Origin of the sequence: Microbacterium deminutum (genome assembly GCF_039530205.1) — a bacterium.
GTDB classification, from domain to species: domain Bacteria; phylum Actinomycetota; class Actinomycetes; order Actinomycetales; family Microbacteriaceae; genus Microbacterium; species Microbacterium deminutum.
In genome coordinates, this window is the sequence record NZ_BAAAOG010000004.1 from 71,214 (window position 1) to 85,664 (window position 14,451).

The window sequence follows — 14,451 nt, forward strand, 5'->3', positions numbered from 1 at the left end:
ATGCCGGCCACCCACATCTACGACGCCGTCCGGACCCCGTTCGGTCGTGCCGGCGGCGCGCTCTCGAGCGTGCGGCCGGACGACCTGGCCGCAGTCGTCATGAAGACCGTCGCCGAGCGCACCGGCATCGACCCGGCCCGGATCGACGACGTGATCTTCGGCGACGCGAACCAGGCCGGCGAAGACAACCGCAACGTGGCCCGGATGGGAGCCCTGCTCGCGGGGTTTCCGTCGAGCGTGCCCGGCGTCACGGTGAACCGGCTCTGCGGGTCATCGGTCGAGGCGGTCATCCAGGGCAGTCGGGCGATCGAGGCCGGCGACGCCCACCTCATCCTCGCCGGCGGGGTGGAGTCGATGAGCCGTGCCCCGTTCGTGGTGGAGAAGTCGTCGAAGCCGTTCCCCGCCGTCGGCAACCAGACGATGTGGAACACCTCGATCGGGTGGCGGATGACGAACCCGGCGCTGCGGAAGGACTGGACGATCTCGAACGGCGAGTCCGCCGAGAAGCTCGCTCAGATCTACGGCATCTCGCGTGACGAGCAGGACGCATTCGCGCTGCGCAGCCACAGCCTCGCGGCTGCCGCGTGGGCGGCGGGCTTGTACGACGGCGAGATCGTGCAGGTCGAGGGCCACCCGCTCGCGCGGGATGAAAGCATCCGCGACGACACCACGCTCGAGGTGCTCGGGGGCCTCAGGGCCCTCTTCGCCAAGGACGGCACCGTGACGGCGGGCAACTCCTCGCCGATCAACGACGGTGCGTCGGCGGTGCTCCTGGGCGCGGAGGGGGTGATGGATGCCGAGCCCCTCGCTCGCATCACGGGCCGCGGTGTCTTCGGCAACGACCCCGACGTCTTCGGCGTCGCCCCCGTCGAAGCGGCTGATCGTGCTCTCGCACGCGCGGGCCGGACCTGGGCGGATGTCGACTTCGTGGAGCTCAACGAGGCGTTCGCGTCGCAATCGCTCGCCTGCGTGAAGCTGTGGGACGGACTCGACCCCGACGTCGTCAACATCCACGGCGGCGCCCTCGCGATCGGCCACCCGCTCGGAGCCTCCGGGGGTCGGATCATCGGGCACGCTGCGCACGAACTCGTCCGTCGCGGCGGCGGCGTCGCGGTCGCCGCGATCTGCATCGGCGTCGGTCAGGGCCTTGCGGTGGTGTTGGAGCGGTAGAACCGGCACCGAGGATCCGGCGCTCCGCCCCGATCGTCGCGATGGACAAGACTCTCGCCGCACGTCGAGCCCTTCCTCCGGTGCGAACGCCCTGCTTGCGCTGACGCACGAAACGCTGCAGACGGGCGGATGACGCGTCCGCACACGCAGGTGATCGCCGACGAAGGCGCGCGGCTCTCCGATGACAAGGCCCGCGCTGAGTACGAGACGTCAGTCCTTGAGATCTCGCCGCATCTGACGACGGGGCGCCTTCGGGTCGCGGCGAGAGCTTTCCCGCGCCCTGCGAGGATCACTGGCGGTCCACCGACCTGGGCTGCTCGCGGCGCAGCAGTGCGGCGATGAGCGCCTCGACCGGCTCGCGCGGAGCACGGGGATTGGTGAGCAGCGCGAAGTCGATCTCGCCGAGCAGCGGCAGGCCTGCCGCTGCGGGAACGGGGGCGAGGTCACCGGGTACGAGCGAGCGGGGGACCACAGCCACGCCGATCCCGGCACGTGCGGCGGCCAGCACGCCGTTGATCTCGCGCACGTGGCAGGTGATGCGCCATGTCCGCCCTGAGTCCTCGAGCGCCTTGATCGCCGCCGCGCGAGACAGACTCGGCGCCTGGTAGGCGATCAGCGGCACGGGTCGCGTGGGATCGAGGTCGAGATCTCGCTGCCCCACCCAGACGAGGTGATCCCGTCGGACCACGCGGCCGTCAGGCAGGCCCGGCTCCTGCTTGATGTAGACGAGGTCGAGCTGCCCGGCGTTGAGCCTGCGCGCGAGCACGCCGCTCTGGTTGACCGTCAATTCGAGGTTCAGCCGCGGATTCGACTGCCGGAAGTCGCGCAGGATCTGCGCTAGGTGCGACGAGGCGAGATCATCCGCCGACCCGAAGCGCAGCCGACCCCACATCGCCGAACCCGTGAAGTAGGCGACGGCCTCGTCGTGCGCGCTCAGGATCTTGCGGGCGAATCCGAGCATCGCCTCGCCGTTGTGGGTGAGGGTGACGGCGCGGGTATCGCGCTGGACCAGGATCCGCCCCGCGGACTCCTCGAGGCGCTGGATCTGCTGGCTCACGGTCGGCTGGCTGCGGTCGACGAGTTCTGCCGCCCGAGTGAAGCTCTGCGTCTCGGCGACCGCCACGAACGTCCGCAGGAGGGTCAGGTCGAACATGCCACCCCATTCACATTTCCGATGCAAGATATAAGTCTCATTCTATGAGCCAATCACCGTGCGTTTCCTAGGTTGGAGGGGACGCTCCGGGTGGTGACGACGTGACGGAAATCGGTGGGGATCCCTCGCCCTTCACCGCACCCATTTCGACGATGAGCCGCCCTCCCGCCTGGCGGGACATGTTCGCGTCGTTCCGGGTGTTCAACTTCCGGCTGTCCTTCGTCGGAGCGCTCTTCAACAGCATCGGCGGATGGATGGCGCGCATCGCCATCGACTGGCTCGTCTTCGAGCTCACCTCGAACGTGACCGCCGTGGGCCTGACCGTCGCCCTGCAGTTCGCGCCGATGCTCCTCCTGGCACCCTGGGCGGGCGTCATCTCGGACCGATCCTCCCGGCGGCGAACGCTCATCGTCACGACGAGCCTGACCACGGCGGCGATCGCCCTGCTCGCCGTGCTGGTCCTCGCCGGCCACGTCGAGGTGTGGCAGGTGTACGTCATCGCGGCGTTCACCGGGGTCACGGCATCCATCGACGCGCCGTCCCGCTCCGCGTTCATCTCGGAGGTGGTCGGCACCGATCGCCTGCGCAACGCGATCAGCCTGAATGCGATGACCTTCCACTTCGGCGGGCTCATCGGCCCCGCGGTGAGCGGGATACTGATCGCCCTCGTCGGGTCCGGCTGGTCGATCGCAGTCAATGCGGTGACCTCGGCGGTCTCGCTCGCGATGCTCTGCTGCATGCGGCGCAGCGAGCTCCGTCCCGTCGAGCGGCAGGAGCGCGCGACCGGACAGATCCGCGAAGCGATCGGCTATGCGGCTGCGAAGCCGACGATCGTGTGGCCGCTGATCCTCCTGCTGTTCGTCGCCGTCTTCGGCATGCAGCTGCCGGTGCTGCTCACGGCGGCGGCGTCTCCGGCGGGCTACGGAACCGGGTCCGCAGGGTACGGCCTGTACAGTTCGGTTGCCGCGATCGGCGCATTCGTCGGCGCCTTCTTCTCGGCGGGCAGGTCCTTCGTGCGACTTCGCTCGCTCGTCGCGGCGGTCGTCTTCTACGGGCTGGTCACCGCATTCATCGGGGTGGCTCCGGCATCCGCTCTGTTCCTCGCGGCGATCGTCGGCGCGGGCGCCACCCGCGTCACGTTCATGGTCTCGGCCGATGCGATGGTGCAGCTGTCGGCACGAGCGTCGATCCGTGGCCGGGTCGTCTCTCTTTGGCTCGTCGTCTTCTCGGCCGGTCAGGCGATCGGCGGCCCTCTCATGGGATGGTCGCGCAGACCTTCGGAGTGACTGCGGCATTCCTGCTGGCGGGAGGGGTGCCGGCCATCGCCGGGCTCACCGGCGGATGCGTGCTCGCGCGCCGCGGAAGGCTTCGGCTGCGCGTGGACGTGCGCTCGCCGCGCAGCCTTGTCAGGATCGAGCGTCGGTGCGAGGTTCAGCCCCCGCAGCTGCGCGCGACGCCGGGCGAGCGCGGACGAAGTCATCTGATGAGCGATTCCCGGCCCGCGCGACGCCCCGCTCGCGCTCACCGGCGGCCGGCAGCGTCCCCGAGCGAATAAGTTGGGAACGACAACTCGCTCATCCTGAGGATCTCCATGACCGCACGCACCGCCCTGATCGTCCGCGGGGGTTGGGACGGACACCAGCCCGTCGAAGCCACCGAGGTCTTCGTTCCGTTCCTCGAGACCAATGGCTTCGACATCCGGATCGAAGAATCGCCCGCGGTCTATGCGGATGCCGATGAGATGGCCGCGATCGATCTGATCGTTCAGTCCGTCACGATGTCGGAGGCCGGCCACGACGAGGTGATGGGGCTGAGGGCTGCGGTCGAGGCCGGCACCGGGCTGACGGGATGGCACGGCGGGATCGCAGACTCGTATCGGGCGTCCTCCGACTATCTGCAGCTGGTCGGCGGGCAGTTCGTCACCCACCCGAGCAGGCGGCCTGATCTGCTCGTCGAGGGCGCGCACGAGAACAACTACCTCGACTACACGGTGCAGATCACCGACCTCGGCAAGCGGCATCCGATCACCGAGGGCGTCGACGACTTCACGCTCACGACGGAGCAGTACTGGGTGCTGCACGACGATCTCAACGACGTGCTGGCGACCACGACGCATCCGACCCAGCCGTGGCATCCCTGGCATCGGCCGATCGTCTCGCCGGCGGTGTGGACGAGGCTGTGGGGCAAGGGCCGCATCGTCGTGACGACACCAGGGCACACGCCTGAGGTGCTCGAGCACCCGAGCGTTCGGACCATCATCGAGAGGGGCATGCTGTGGGCGACCCGCACCGCATCGGCATCGTAGGACTCGGTTCGATCTCGGCCGCGTACCTGAAGACGCTGGTCGAAAGCCCCGCTGTGGTGATCACCGCGGTGGCGGACCTGGATGCGGCACGAGCGTCCACGGTGGCGTCGGAGCTGCCGGCAGCACGCGCGTCGAGCGTCGCCGACCTTCTCGCGAGCGACGAGGTCGACACCGTGCTGAACCTCACGATTCCCGCGGCGCATGCCGAGATCGCGCACGGCGCGATCTCGCACGGCAAGGACGTGTACGGCGAGAAGCCGCTCGCCGTGACGATGGACGACGCACGCGGGATCATGGCTGCCGCATCCCGCGCGCACGTGCGGGTGGGTTCCGCGCCCGACACCGTCCTCGGCACCGGAACGCAGACGGCCCGGGCGGCGATAGACGGAGGAACGATCGGCCGCCCGATCGCGGCCACCGCCATGATGGTCACGCCGGGGCACGAATCGTGGCATCCGAACCCCGACTTCTACTACCTCCCCGGGGGCGGACCGCTCCTGGACATGGGTCCGTACTACATCTCGGCGCTCATCCAGCTCCTGGGCCCGGTCCGCTCGGTGGTGGGCGCTGCGAGCCGCCTCCGGTCGGAGCGCACGATCACGTCAGGCGCCCGCACCGGGGAGCGCATCCCCGTCGAGGTGCAGACCCACGTCAGCGGCGTCCTCGAGCACGCCGACGGCGCACTCTCGACCCTCACCACGAGCTTCGACGGCGTGGCCACGACCGCGGCCCCGATCGAGATCCATGGCGAGGAGGGCACGCTCGCCGTACCCGACCCCAACCTGTTCGCCGGAGAGGTCCGGGTCATTGCACGCGGATCGCGTCAATGGCGATCGGTGGACGTCGCGGCGGGTCTCATCGACGCATCCCGCGGTGCGGGACTGCTCGACTTCATCGCCGCGGGGCGCGACCAGCGACCCCCGCGCGCGAGCGGGGCCCTCGCCCTTCACTGCCTCGACATCATGACCGCGCTGCTCGAATCAGCGCAGACAGGTCGTCGCATCGAGCTGACGACCACGGTCGATCGCCCAGAGGCGGTTCCGCTCACGCCCGCCCCGGCCTGGCGCTCCGGCTCGGCGAGCAGCGGCTTCTGACGTAATGTTCCGTCGTCCGTGACGCCGGAACTCGGCTGACGGCACTACCGGGGAGTCGTCGAGCGGGTGCCGTAAAATCCCAGGTCAGTCTCGGGAATGCGGTGCCGGTGCCAATGCTCGTTCCGCGCGACACCAGCGGTGTCCGACATGCTTCGTCGCACAGCGAAACCTGATGACACGAACGCCGGTCGCCCCTCGAACCGCCTGCGTGATTGTCCATAGTCTGGCTGGACCAACCCCGACCGACAGGATGAACGCCATGACCCCCGCAGCGAACCCCGCACCCCTCGAAGGTGTCGCGGCTGCATCGCTGCGTGACGCGTGTCGCGTCGGCCGAATGTCGGGGCTGCGCCGAATGAGCTCCGCGGCCTGAGCGCCGCCGCTCCTCGCAATCCTCCGCCGCAGCATGCGGCCTCGCTTCCGAATCCTCCGAACGCAGGAGAACCATGTCCGACGTCCTCATCTCGCCCGACGAACTCGCCCGGCGCATCGGCGGCGGCGACCCGGTGCGGATCCTCGACGTGCGCTGGCGCCTCGACCGCCCCGACGGCAGACCCGAATACCTCGACGGCCACATCCCGGGCGCCGTGTACGTCGACCTCGACAACGAGCTCGCCGAGCACGGCGCGCCGGCCGACGGCCGCCATCCGCTCCCGTCGCTCGAGCGGCTTCAGACCGCGGCACGCCGATGGGGTCTCGACGACGGCGACGCCGTCGTCGTCTACGACGACCTGAGTTCATCAGCGCGATCAACGTCCGGGAGGGCGACGAACTCAACCCGCAGCGCGAGGGGCGACGGCTCGACCCTGCCTATCTGAGTCGCTACGCCCGCACCCTCGAGGATGCCGGGTTCGACTACACCCTCGTCCCCTATGGCAGCGCGTCCGCCGACTCGTTCGTCGTCGCGACCGCTGTGGCGGCGGCGACCGAGCGCATGAAGCCGATCGTCGCCGTGCGGCCCAACACCGTCTTCCCGACGGTCGCGGCGCAGCAGCTCGCCACGCTCGACCAGCTCTCGGACGGGCGCGCGGTCGTCCACATCACCTCGGGTGGCAGCGACGCCGAGCAGGCGCGTCAGGGCGACTTCCTCTCCAAGGACGAGCGGTGGTGGACTCGCGGCTGATCGAACTGACCGAGCTCGGGCCGTCGCTGGCCGGTGTCCTCCATCGGGAAGACCTCCCGCCGCACGTCGAGGAGGCACTGGTGGACATCGAGACCGCCGACCTCCTCGTCGCCGCGTCGCCGGTGTACCGTGCCTCGTTCACGGGGCTGTTCAAGCACCTCTTCGATTTCGTCGGCCAGTACGCCCTCGTCGGGCAGCCGGTGCTCGTGGCGGCCACGAGCGGCGGCGAGCGCCACGCGCTCATCATCGAGCACCAGCTGCGACCGCTGTTCGGCTTCTTCCAGTCGCTCACGCTGCCGCTCGGCGTCTACGCGAGCACCACCGACTTCGACGGGCATCGCCTGCGCGATGGCGGATCGATCCATCAGCGGATCGATCAGGCGGTGACGCGCGGGCTTCCGCTGGTCGAGCAGGCCGCGCGTCAGCGCGTCTCGCCGCACGTCTCCACCTGGTAGACGACGGGGGCTGGGGATGCGCGATCCCCAGCCCCCGTCGTCCGTGCGTCAGTTGCCGTGCTTGGCCTTGAGCTCGTGTCCGTGGACGGTCAGCGCGTAGATGATCAGGATGTCGACGGCGAGGATGATCAGCGACAGCCACGGCTGCTGTGAGAACAGCGTCAGCTGGCCGATCGCGTTCAGGATCACGAGGATGATCGCGACGACACGCGCCCAGGTCATGCCGCGGTACAGCGAGAACGACACGATGATCAGCAGGACCCCCGAGAGGATGTGCCACCATCCCCATGCGGCCACGTCCACGGCGAACAGTCCGTGTTCGGTGACGACGAGAGTGGAATTCGGCCCGATGACAGCGGCGAGGCCGAAGATCAGGTCGAAGATGCCGGCGATGAGCAGCAACACCGAGGCGAACACGCCCCAGCCTGTCCAGCCGGTCACGTTGGTGTCGGTCATGGCGAACCTTCCTCTTGTGGGGGCGGCAGGATGCCCACCGCAGGCAAGCCGATTCTGGCCCTGCCGGGTCGACGGGGGTATCACCCCACGCGGGTGATCTGAGAACTGCCGGTCAGCGCCCGCGACCCGCGCGGCCGGCGGCATCCTCACCGCTGGACGGCGGGAGTGAGACGTCGAGCCGATCCTGGCCGAAATGCGATGACCACGCGCTTGCGAGGCCGGTCGCCGCGTGCGTCGCCGCGCGTACCGCGCGCTCGTCCGCCCACGAATTCAACCGGTGGCCGGAGTGGCCGCGGACATGCTCGAGCACGACATCCGGCAGCCCCGCTGCGCGGCGGGCGTCGCGCGCGGCGATGAGCTCCTCGAGCAGTCCGCGGTTCTTCGTGGGCTGGCCGGCGGAGGTCTTCCAGCCGCGTCGACGCTGCGCGTCCATCCACGAGCGATACGTGTTGATCGCGTACATGGAGTCGGCCTGCACGGTCAGGCGATCGACATCCGGGTGATCCGTGATCGCCCGGAGGAGTCCCAGCAGCTCGCCGACGTTGTTCGTCCCCTCGGGGATCGAACCCGCCGCCCAGTGCCCGTCCTCGGCGACCCATGCCCAGCCGGCCGGTCCCGGGTTGCCCTGGCAGGCGCCGTCGGTCGCCACGACGTAGCGGGAATCCTCAGTCACGCCCGCAAGGCTAGCCTGCCGCGGCGGTCATGCCCGCTCAGCGCGGGCGTGTGGACGCCCGCACGACGAGCTCGGGCTGGAACACCGTCTGGCGAGGGATGCTGTCCGGATCCGCCGCCTCCTCGAGCACGATCCGCAGCGCGGTGCGCCCGATCATGCGGCTCGGCTGGCGGATCGACGACAGCGGCACGGCCGCCGCGGCCGCGAACGAGATGTCGTCGAAGCCGATGATCGCGATGTCGTCGGGCACCAGCATCCGGCCCTCGACCACGAGGGACTGCAGCAGCCCGAGGGCGAGCAGATCGTTCGCGGCGAACAGCGCATCGGGCCACTCGCGCCGCGGGCGGGCGAGGATGCGCGCGCCCGCGGCGACGCCGTCCTCGACCGTCATCGCCGACGTCGCGACCACTTCGAGGTCGATGTGGGCGCCGGAATCCTCGGCTGCCACGCGCGCCCCGGCGAGCCGATCATTGACCTGGCGGATGTCGAAAGGTCCGCCGACGAATGCGATGCGCCGCCGGCCCGCTTCGATGAGATGCTCCACGGCCATCCGTCCGCCGACCACGCTGTCGACCGACACCGACGAGAAGCGGCCATCCCCGCTGAATCGATCGACCAGCACCGTCGCGATGCCGCGAGCCCGCAGCTTCTGCAGCCGCGCTGTGATGTCGCCGTACGGGGCGATCAGCACGCCGCGCACCTGCTGCTCCTCGAAGAGGTCGAGATAGAGCCGTTCGCGGGCGGGGTCCTCGTCGGTGTTGCCGTAGAGGACGGCGATGCCGTGCCGGGAGGCTTCATCCTCCGCGCCTCGCACGACGTCGTTGTAGAACGGGTTCTGGCCGTCCAGGACGACGAACCCCACGGTCGTGCTGACTCCCGCCCGGAGCTTGCGCGCGGCGTCGTTCCGGACGTACCCCAGTTCTTCTATCGCGCGACTCACCCGCACGACGGAATCCGCCGACACCTCGTCGGGGCGGTTGAGCACGTTCGACACCGTGCCGACCGAGACGCCCGCGCGCAGGGCGACATCACGGATGCTGACCGGCAACCTCGCCCCCACTTCCTCGTCGGATCACGATTCGATCACTGTCGCCGGGCGACTTGACCGCGTTCGTCGGTTGTACCTAGAGTAGCCTGAAACGGACCTGAATCGATTCATCTATTTTCACCTCAATGAGGAGGATGCCGTGCCAGACGAAGCCGCCGACGCCGGACCCCAGCCGGCGCTCGAACTGCGTCGGGTGGTCAAGGCGTTCGGGCCGGTCATCGCGCTCCGCTCCGGGAGCCTGGCGCTGCACCGCGGATCGATCCACGCCCTGATCGGCGAGAACGGCGCGGGGAAGTCGACGCTCGTGAAGATCATCGCGGGGCTCTATCGCCGTGACGCCGGCGACTTCCTCCTGGACGGCGACTCGGTGGACTTCTCGAGCACCGCACAGTCGAAGGCCGCCGGCATCGCGGTGATCTATCAGGAGCCGACGCTCTTCCCCGATCTGTCCGTCACCGAGAACATCTTCATGGGCCGCCAGCCGACCCGCTCGCTCGGACGCATCGACCGCAAGCTCATGCGCGAACAGGCGCTGGAGCTCTTCACGCGTCTGGGCGTTCGGCTCGATCCCGACCGGCCCACGCTCGGGCTGTCGATCGCCGACCAGCAGATCATCGAGATCGCCAAAGCGATCTCGCTCGATGCCAGGGTGCTCGTCATGGACGAGCCGACCGCGGCTTTGAGCGGCGTCGAGGTCGAGCGGCTGTTCGCCGTGGCGCGCAGCCTTCGCGACGAGGGTCGCGCACTGCTGTTCATCTCGCACCGGTTCGACGAGGTCTTCGACCTCTGCGACACGGTCACCATCATGCGCGACGGCTCCTATATCGCCACCAGCCCCATCGCCGACACGACCGTCGCCGAGATCGTGCGCCAGATGGTCGGCCGCGACATCGCGACACTGTTCCCCAAAGAGCCCGCCGAGATCGGCGACCCGGTACTCGTGGTCGAGGGGCTCACCGAGCCGGGCGTCTTCCACGACGTTTCATTCACGGTGCGCTCGGGTGAGATCGTCGCCCTCGCCGGACTCGTCGGTGCGGGCCGAAGCGAGATCGCCCGCGCCATCTTCGGGGTCGATCCCTACGCCTCGGGCACGGTGAAGATCGGCGGGGCGACCGTCCCCCCGCGCAGTCCCGTGGCCGCCATGAAGCTCGGACTCGCGCTCGTTCCGGAGGATCGGCGCCGGCAGGGTCTGGTGCTGGGCACCTCCGTCGCCCGGAACACGACGATGGCGATCCGCACCGCACTGGCGAAGCTCGGCATCCTGACCTCAGCGGCCGAGAACGCGGCCGCGCGCGTGTGGGACAGCCGGCTGCAGGTGAAGACGGCGGCGCTCGATGCGGAGGCCGGAACGCTCAGCGGCGGCAACCAGCAGAAGGTCGTTCTCGCCAAGTGGCTCGCGACGAAGCCGAGCGTGCTCATCGTCGATGAGCCGACCCGCGGCATCGACGTCGGCACGAAGGCCGAGGTGCACCGCCTGCTGTCACAGCTCGCCGGCGAGGGGATGGCGATCCTCATGATCTCCTCGGAGCTGCCGGAGGTCCTGGGCATGGCCGACCGTGTGATCGTGGTCCGTGAGGGTCACGTCACCGCCGAGATCGAACGCGCCGACGCGACGGCCGAGACAGTGATGTTCGCCGCCACCCACAAAGCGGAAGAGAGCGCCCGATGAGCGCCGCAGTTCCTGATGGGGCTCCGCCCCGAACCCCCGGCTCGCTGTCGCACGCCCCCGCCCAGCCGAAGAGCCGCCTGGCGACTGCCGCCTCGTCGCTCGTGCGTGCGCGTGAGACCGGCATCCTGCTGGCCCTGCTGCTGGTGATCCTCGCAGCCACCATCAAGAACCCGAACTTCCTGTTCAGCGACGACGGCTTCCGCGACCTCCTGCTCACCCCCGCGATCCTCATGCTCGTGGCGGTCGGTCAGGCGATCGTGATCATCACGCGGAACGTCGACCTCTCGGTCGGCTCGGTGCTGGGGCTGTCGGCCTATGCGACGGGGCGACTGTTCATCGACCTGCCCGACATCCCGATCATCGTGGTGTTCCTGATCGGCATGGCGTTCGGCGCCCTACTCGGCCTCATCAACGGGGCCCTGATCGCCTTCGCCAAGGTGCCGGCGCTTGTGATCACGCTCGGCACGCTGTACGTCTATCGCGGCATCAACGTGGTGTGGACCGGCAGCGATCGCATCAACTCGAGCGACATGCCGGCCGAATTCCTGGCCCTCGGCACCGGGTCGGTGCTGTTCATCCCGATCCTGACGACCATCGCGGTCGTGGTCCTCGTGATCGCCGGCTGGTACATGAAGAACAAGCGCGGCGGGCGGGAGCTGTACGCGATCGGCTCGGATCCGGCTGCGGCCAACCTGTACGGGCTCAAGGTCACCCAGCGAGTGCTCGTCGCCTTCGTCGTCTGCGGCGCGCTCGCGGGCCTCGCCGGAGTGCTCTACGCCGCGCGTTACGGCACGGTCAACTCGCAGGCCGGCAGCGGGTTCGAGCTGCTCGCGGTCGGCGCCGCGGTGATCGGCGGCGTCGCGATCTTCGGCGGCAGCGGCTCGGTGTGGGGAGCGGCGATCGGCGCCTACCTCCTGCTGACGATCAACCGCGCGCTCCCGATCCTCGGCGTGCCCGACTTCTGGCAGCGCGCCGTCGTGGGCGTGCTCATCATCAGCGCGATCGTGCTCGATCGCCTGCTCGCGATTCGACAAGCCCGGCAGCTCGTGGAAGCGAGGGACATCTGATGACCGCTCTCGCATCCGCGGCCACGCGGACGTACAAGGACTACGCGCATCCGTACTGGCGCCGCGTGCTGTTCACGCGCGAGATGGCGGTCATCGCGGCCCTGATCGTCGTGGTGATCGTCGCGAGCCTCCTGGTTCCGCCCTTCTCCAAGCCGATCACCCTGACCTACCTGCTGCTCGACATGGCCCCGATCCTGCTGATCGCGCTGCCGATGACGCTGATCATCATCACGGGAGAGATCGACCTGTCGGTCGCGAGCATCGTGGGTCTGTCGAGCGTCATCGTGGGCGTGCTTCACCAGGGCGGGATGCCGCTCGAGATCGCCGGTCTGATCGCACTGGTCGTCGGCGCCCTCGCGGGGGCCGTCAACGGGTTCCTCGTCACCGTCGTCGGCCTGCCCTCCCTCGCCGTGACGATCGGCACGCTTGCGCTGTATCGCGGCCTCGCGGTCGGGCTGCTGGGCACGAAGGCGGTGACCGACTTCCCCGAGTTCTGGAAGGACCTGGTCAAGTCACGTTTCGTGGGCACGCCGATCCCCGCCGTCACGCTGCTGGTCGTCATCCTCGCGGTCGCCTTCGCCGTGGTGCTCCACTTCACCCCCTTCGGGCGCGGCATCTACGCGATCGGACTGAGCACCGAGACCGCCCGCTTCTCGGGCGTGCACGTCGAGCGGACGAAGTTCATTCTCTTCGTGCTCGCCGGAGTCGTCTCCGCGCTCGCCGGAATCTACTTCACGCTCCGGTTCAGCAGCGCGCGCGGCGACAACGCGACGGGTCTCGAACTCTCCGTGATCGCCGCGGTCCTGCTCGGCGGCGTCTCGATCTTCGGAGGCAAGGGCGCGCTGCACGGTGTTCTCGCGGGTGTCCTGCTGATCGGCACCATCGCGAGCGCGTTGCGGCTCGCGGGGGTCACGTCCGACGTGATCAACATCGTCACCGGCACCCTGCTCATCGCGTCGGTTGTCGGTACAAGCTTCCTGGCATGGCTGCGCGAGCGGCGCGGCCGACCAGGCGGAAGAAAGACGGGTGCCCTGGCGATCGCCAAGGACTAGGACACCCCGAACGGCGTCGATGCGGTCACGTCGGCTGGAACCACAACAACAAGGAGAACGATGATGTTTCTGAAATCACGCACGGTCAGGCTCGGCGCGATCGCCGTGCTGGCCGCGAGCGTCGCAGTGCTGGCAGGATGCACCACGACCGCCCCAGACAGCGGCGGCGGAGGCAGCACCGGCGACGCGAGCAACCTGAGCATCACCTTCCTGCCCAAGAACCTCGGCAACCCGTACTTCGACACGTCCGACAAGGGCGGTGCGGACGCGATCGCGGAGTTCAAGGGCACCTACGCCGAGGTCGGTCCCGCGACGGGGTCGCCCGACGGTCAGGTGAGCTACATCAACACCCTCACGCAGCAGGGCGTCGGCGCGATCGCCATCTCGGCGAACGACCCGACGGCGCTGTGCGACGCGATCAAGGACGCACGGAATGCCGGAGTCAAGGTCGTCACGTATGACGCCGACACCAGCGCCGGCTGCCGCGACATGTTCATCCAGCCCGCCGACGCCGCCGGCATCGCGAAGATCCAGGTGGATCTGATCGCCGATCAGATCGGCGACGCGGGCAAGGTCGCCATCCTGTCGGCGACGGCCAACGCGACGAACCAGAACGCGTGGATCGACCTGATGAAGAAGGACATCACCGCCAATCACCCCAACATCGACCTGGTCGATGTGGTCTACGGCGACGATGACGACCAGACCTCGTTCGACAAGACCGCGGCGCTGCTGCAGACTTACCCCGACCTGAAGGGCATCATCTCGCCCACCACGGTCGGCATCGCCGCCGCGGCGCGCTACCTGCAGACCTCGGACTTCAAGGGCAAGGTGGCACTGACGGGCCTCGGCACGCCGAACCAGATGCGCGACTACATCACCGACGGCACCGTCACCTCGTTCGCGCTGTGGAACCCGGCGGATGTCGGATACCTGGCGTCGTATGCGGCGAAGGCGCTCATCGAGGGTGGCATCACGGGCAAGGAAGGCGACAAGTTCGACGGCGGAAAGCTCGGCTCGTTCACGGTCGGCCCCGACGGCGTAGTGCTTCTCGGCGACCCCTACGTGTTCGACAAGAAGAACATCGGCGACTTCCACTTCTGAGTCGTCCCCGGCGCGGCGCCCGGACTGCTTCGGCAGGCCGGGCGCCCCGCCGTGCTCAGGGCGGCCGGTGGTCGATCCAGTC

15 protein-coding genes are annotated in these 14,451 nt (G+C 68.8%); 11 read left to right on the forward strand and 4 right to left on the reverse strand.

Annotated features, from left to right (window positions below; genetic code table 11):
• Positions 1-1,170: a thiolase family protein gene (locus ABD212_RS11915; RefSeq protein WP_344094885.1), complete on the forward strand. Its 1,170-nt coding sequence runs from the start codon at positions 1-3 to the stop codon at positions 1,168-1,170.
• Between the two features lie 289 nt (positions 1,171-1,459).
• On the opposite strand, the gene ABD212_RS11920 is transcribed toward ABD212_RS11915, so the two are convergent.
• Complete coding sequence (locus ABD212_RS11920) at positions 1,460-2,323, reverse strand: LysR substrate-binding domain-containing protein (protein WP_344094886.1); 864 nt, start codon at positions 2,321-2,323, stop codon at positions 1,460-1,462.
• A 152-nt stretch (positions 2,324-2,475) separates the two neighbouring features.
• Between ABD212_RS11920 and ABD212_RS11925 the strand changes: the two genes are divergently transcribed.
• The 6 genes from ABD212_RS11925 (at position 2,476) to ABD212_RS11950 (ending at position 7,300) form a co-directional block, all read left to right on the forward strand.
• Complete coding sequence (locus ABD212_RS11925) at positions 2,476-3,609, forward strand: MFS transporter (RefSeq protein ID WP_344094888.1); 1,134 nt, start codon at positions 2,476-2,478, stop codon at positions 3,607-3,609.
• 305 nt (positions 3,610-3,914) lie between these two features.
• A complete protein-coding gene (locus ABD212_RS11930) occupies positions 3,915-4,628 on the forward strand; it encodes a ThuA domain-containing protein (RefSeq protein ID WP_344094889.1) in 714 nt (237 codons plus the stop codon).
• Positions 4,598-5,722 (forward strand): Gfo/Idh/MocA family protein, encoded by a 1,125-nt coding sequence (locus tag ABD212_RS11935; RefSeq protein ID WP_344094890.1) that lies wholly within the window; start codon positions 4,598-4,600, stop codon positions 5,720-5,722. Before ABD212_RS11930 ends, ABD212_RS11935 begins: the two co-directional genes overlap by 31 nt.
• A gap of 446 nt (positions 5,723-6,168) precedes the next feature.
• Positions 6,169-6,540, forward strand: coding sequence for a rhodanese-like domain-containing protein (locus ABD212_RS11940; RefSeq protein ID WP_425561266.1), 372 nt, complete (start codon positions 6,169-6,171; stop codon positions 6,538-6,540).
• A complete protein-coding gene (locus tag ABD212_RS11945; RefSeq protein WP_425561270.1) occupies positions 6,537-6,845 on the forward strand; it encodes an LLM class flavin-dependent oxidoreductase in 309 nt (102 codons plus the stop codon). Before ABD212_RS11940 ends, ABD212_RS11945 begins: the two co-directional genes overlap by 4 nt.
• Positions 6,830-7,300: an NAD(P)H-dependent oxidoreductase gene (locus tag ABD212_RS11950; protein ID WP_344094892.1), complete on the forward strand. Its 471-nt coding sequence runs from the start codon at positions 6,830-6,832 to the stop codon at positions 7,298-7,300. The genes ABD212_RS11945 and ABD212_RS11950 overlap by 16 nt, the downstream gene beginning before the upstream one ends.
• A 48-nt stretch (positions 7,301-7,348) precedes the next feature.
• Here ABD212_RS11950 and ABD212_RS11955 read toward each other — a convergent pair whose 3' ends face one another.
• From ABD212_RS11955 to ABD212_RS11965, 3 genes are all read right to left on the reverse strand, one after another.
• A complete protein-coding gene (locus ABD212_RS11955) occupies positions 7,349-7,756 on the reverse strand; it encodes a DUF7144 family membrane protein (protein WP_344094894.1) in 408 nt (135 codons plus the stop codon).
• 112 nt (positions 7,757-7,868) lie between these two features.
• The gene (locus tag ABD212_RS11960; RefSeq protein WP_344094896.1) at positions 7,869-8,429 is read right to left on the reverse strand and encodes a ribonuclease H family protein; all 561 of its coding nucleotides are present in this window, start codon (positions 8,427-8,429) and stop codon (positions 7,869-7,871) included.
• Between the two features lie 37 nt (positions 8,430-8,466).
• Entirely contained in the window at positions 8,467-9,477 is a 1,011-nt protein-coding gene (locus tag ABD212_RS11965) for a LacI family DNA-binding transcriptional regulator (protein WP_344094898.1), read from the reverse strand.
• A 139-nt stretch (positions 9,478-9,616) separates the two neighbouring features.
• Between ABD212_RS11965 and ABD212_RS11970 the strand changes: the two genes are divergently transcribed.
• The 4 genes from ABD212_RS11970 to rhaS are packed head-to-tail and all read left to right on the forward strand — an operon-like array spanning position 9,617 to position 14,369.
• Positions 9,617-11,146: a sugar ABC transporter ATP-binding protein gene (locus ABD212_RS11970; protein WP_344094900.1), complete on the forward strand. Its 1,530-nt coding sequence runs from the start codon at positions 9,617-9,619 to the stop codon at positions 11,144-11,146.
• Positions 11,143-12,213: an ABC transporter permease gene (locus ABD212_RS11975; RefSeq protein WP_344094902.1), complete on the forward strand. Its 1,071-nt coding sequence runs from the start codon at positions 11,143-11,145 to the stop codon at positions 12,211-12,213. Before ABD212_RS11970 ends, ABD212_RS11975 begins: the two co-directional genes overlap by 4 nt.
• On the forward strand, positions 12,213-13,265 hold the full coding sequence (locus tag ABD212_RS11980; RefSeq protein WP_344094904.1) for an ABC transporter permease: 1,053 nt from the start codon (positions 12,213-12,215) through the stop codon (positions 13,263-13,265). The genes ABD212_RS11975 and ABD212_RS11980 overlap by 1 nt, the downstream gene beginning before the upstream one ends.
• Positions 13,266-13,325: 60 nt before the next feature.
• Positions 13,326-14,369 carry a rhamnose ABC transporter substrate-binding protein gene (rhaS, locus tag ABD212_RS11985; protein ID WP_425561267.1) on the forward strand — a complete coding sequence of 348 codons (1,044 nt, stop codon included), beginning with the start codon at positions 13,326-13,328 and terminating at the stop codon, positions 14,367-14,369.
• Positions 14,370-14,451: the final 82 nt, after the last annotated feature.

Bases quoted from the DNA above. Each gene is read 5' to 3' on its own strand.
- ABD212_RS11925 (WP_344094888.1), top strand. From the start codon at position 2,476: ATGAGCCGCCCTCCCGCCTGGCGGGACATGTTCGCGTCGTTCCGGGTG.
- ABD212_RS11940 (WP_425561266.1), top strand. From the start codon at position 6,169: ATGTCCGACGTCCTCATCTCGCCCGACGAACTCGCCCGGCGCATCGGC.
- rhaS (WP_425561267.1), top strand. From the start codon at position 13,326: ATGATGTTTCTGAAATCACGCACGGTCAGGCTCGGCGCGATCGCCGTG.
- ABD212_RS11955 (WP_344094894.1), bottom strand. From the start codon at position 7,756: ATGACCGACACCAACGTGACCGGCTGGACAGGCTGGGGCGTGTTCGCC.
- ABD212_RS11930 (WP_344094889.1), top strand. From the start codon at position 3,915: ATGACCGCACGCACCGCCCTGATCGTCCGCGGGGGTTGGGACGGACAC.
- ABD212_RS11915 (WP_344094885.1), top strand. From the start codon at position 1: ATGCCGGCCACCCACATCTACGACGCCGTCCGGACCCCGTTCGGTCGT.
- ABD212_RS11920 (WP_344094886.1), bottom strand. From the start codon at position 2,323: ATGTTCGACCTGACCCTCCTGCGGACGTTCGTGGCGGTCGCCGAGACG.
- ABD212_RS11980 (WP_344094904.1), top strand. From the start codon at position 12,213: ATGACCGCTCTCGCATCCGCGGCCACGCGGACGTACAAGGACTACGCG.
- ABD212_RS11975 (WP_344094902.1), top strand. From the start codon at position 11,143: ATGAGCGCCGCAGTTCCTGATGGGGCTCCGCCCCGAACCCCCGGCTCG.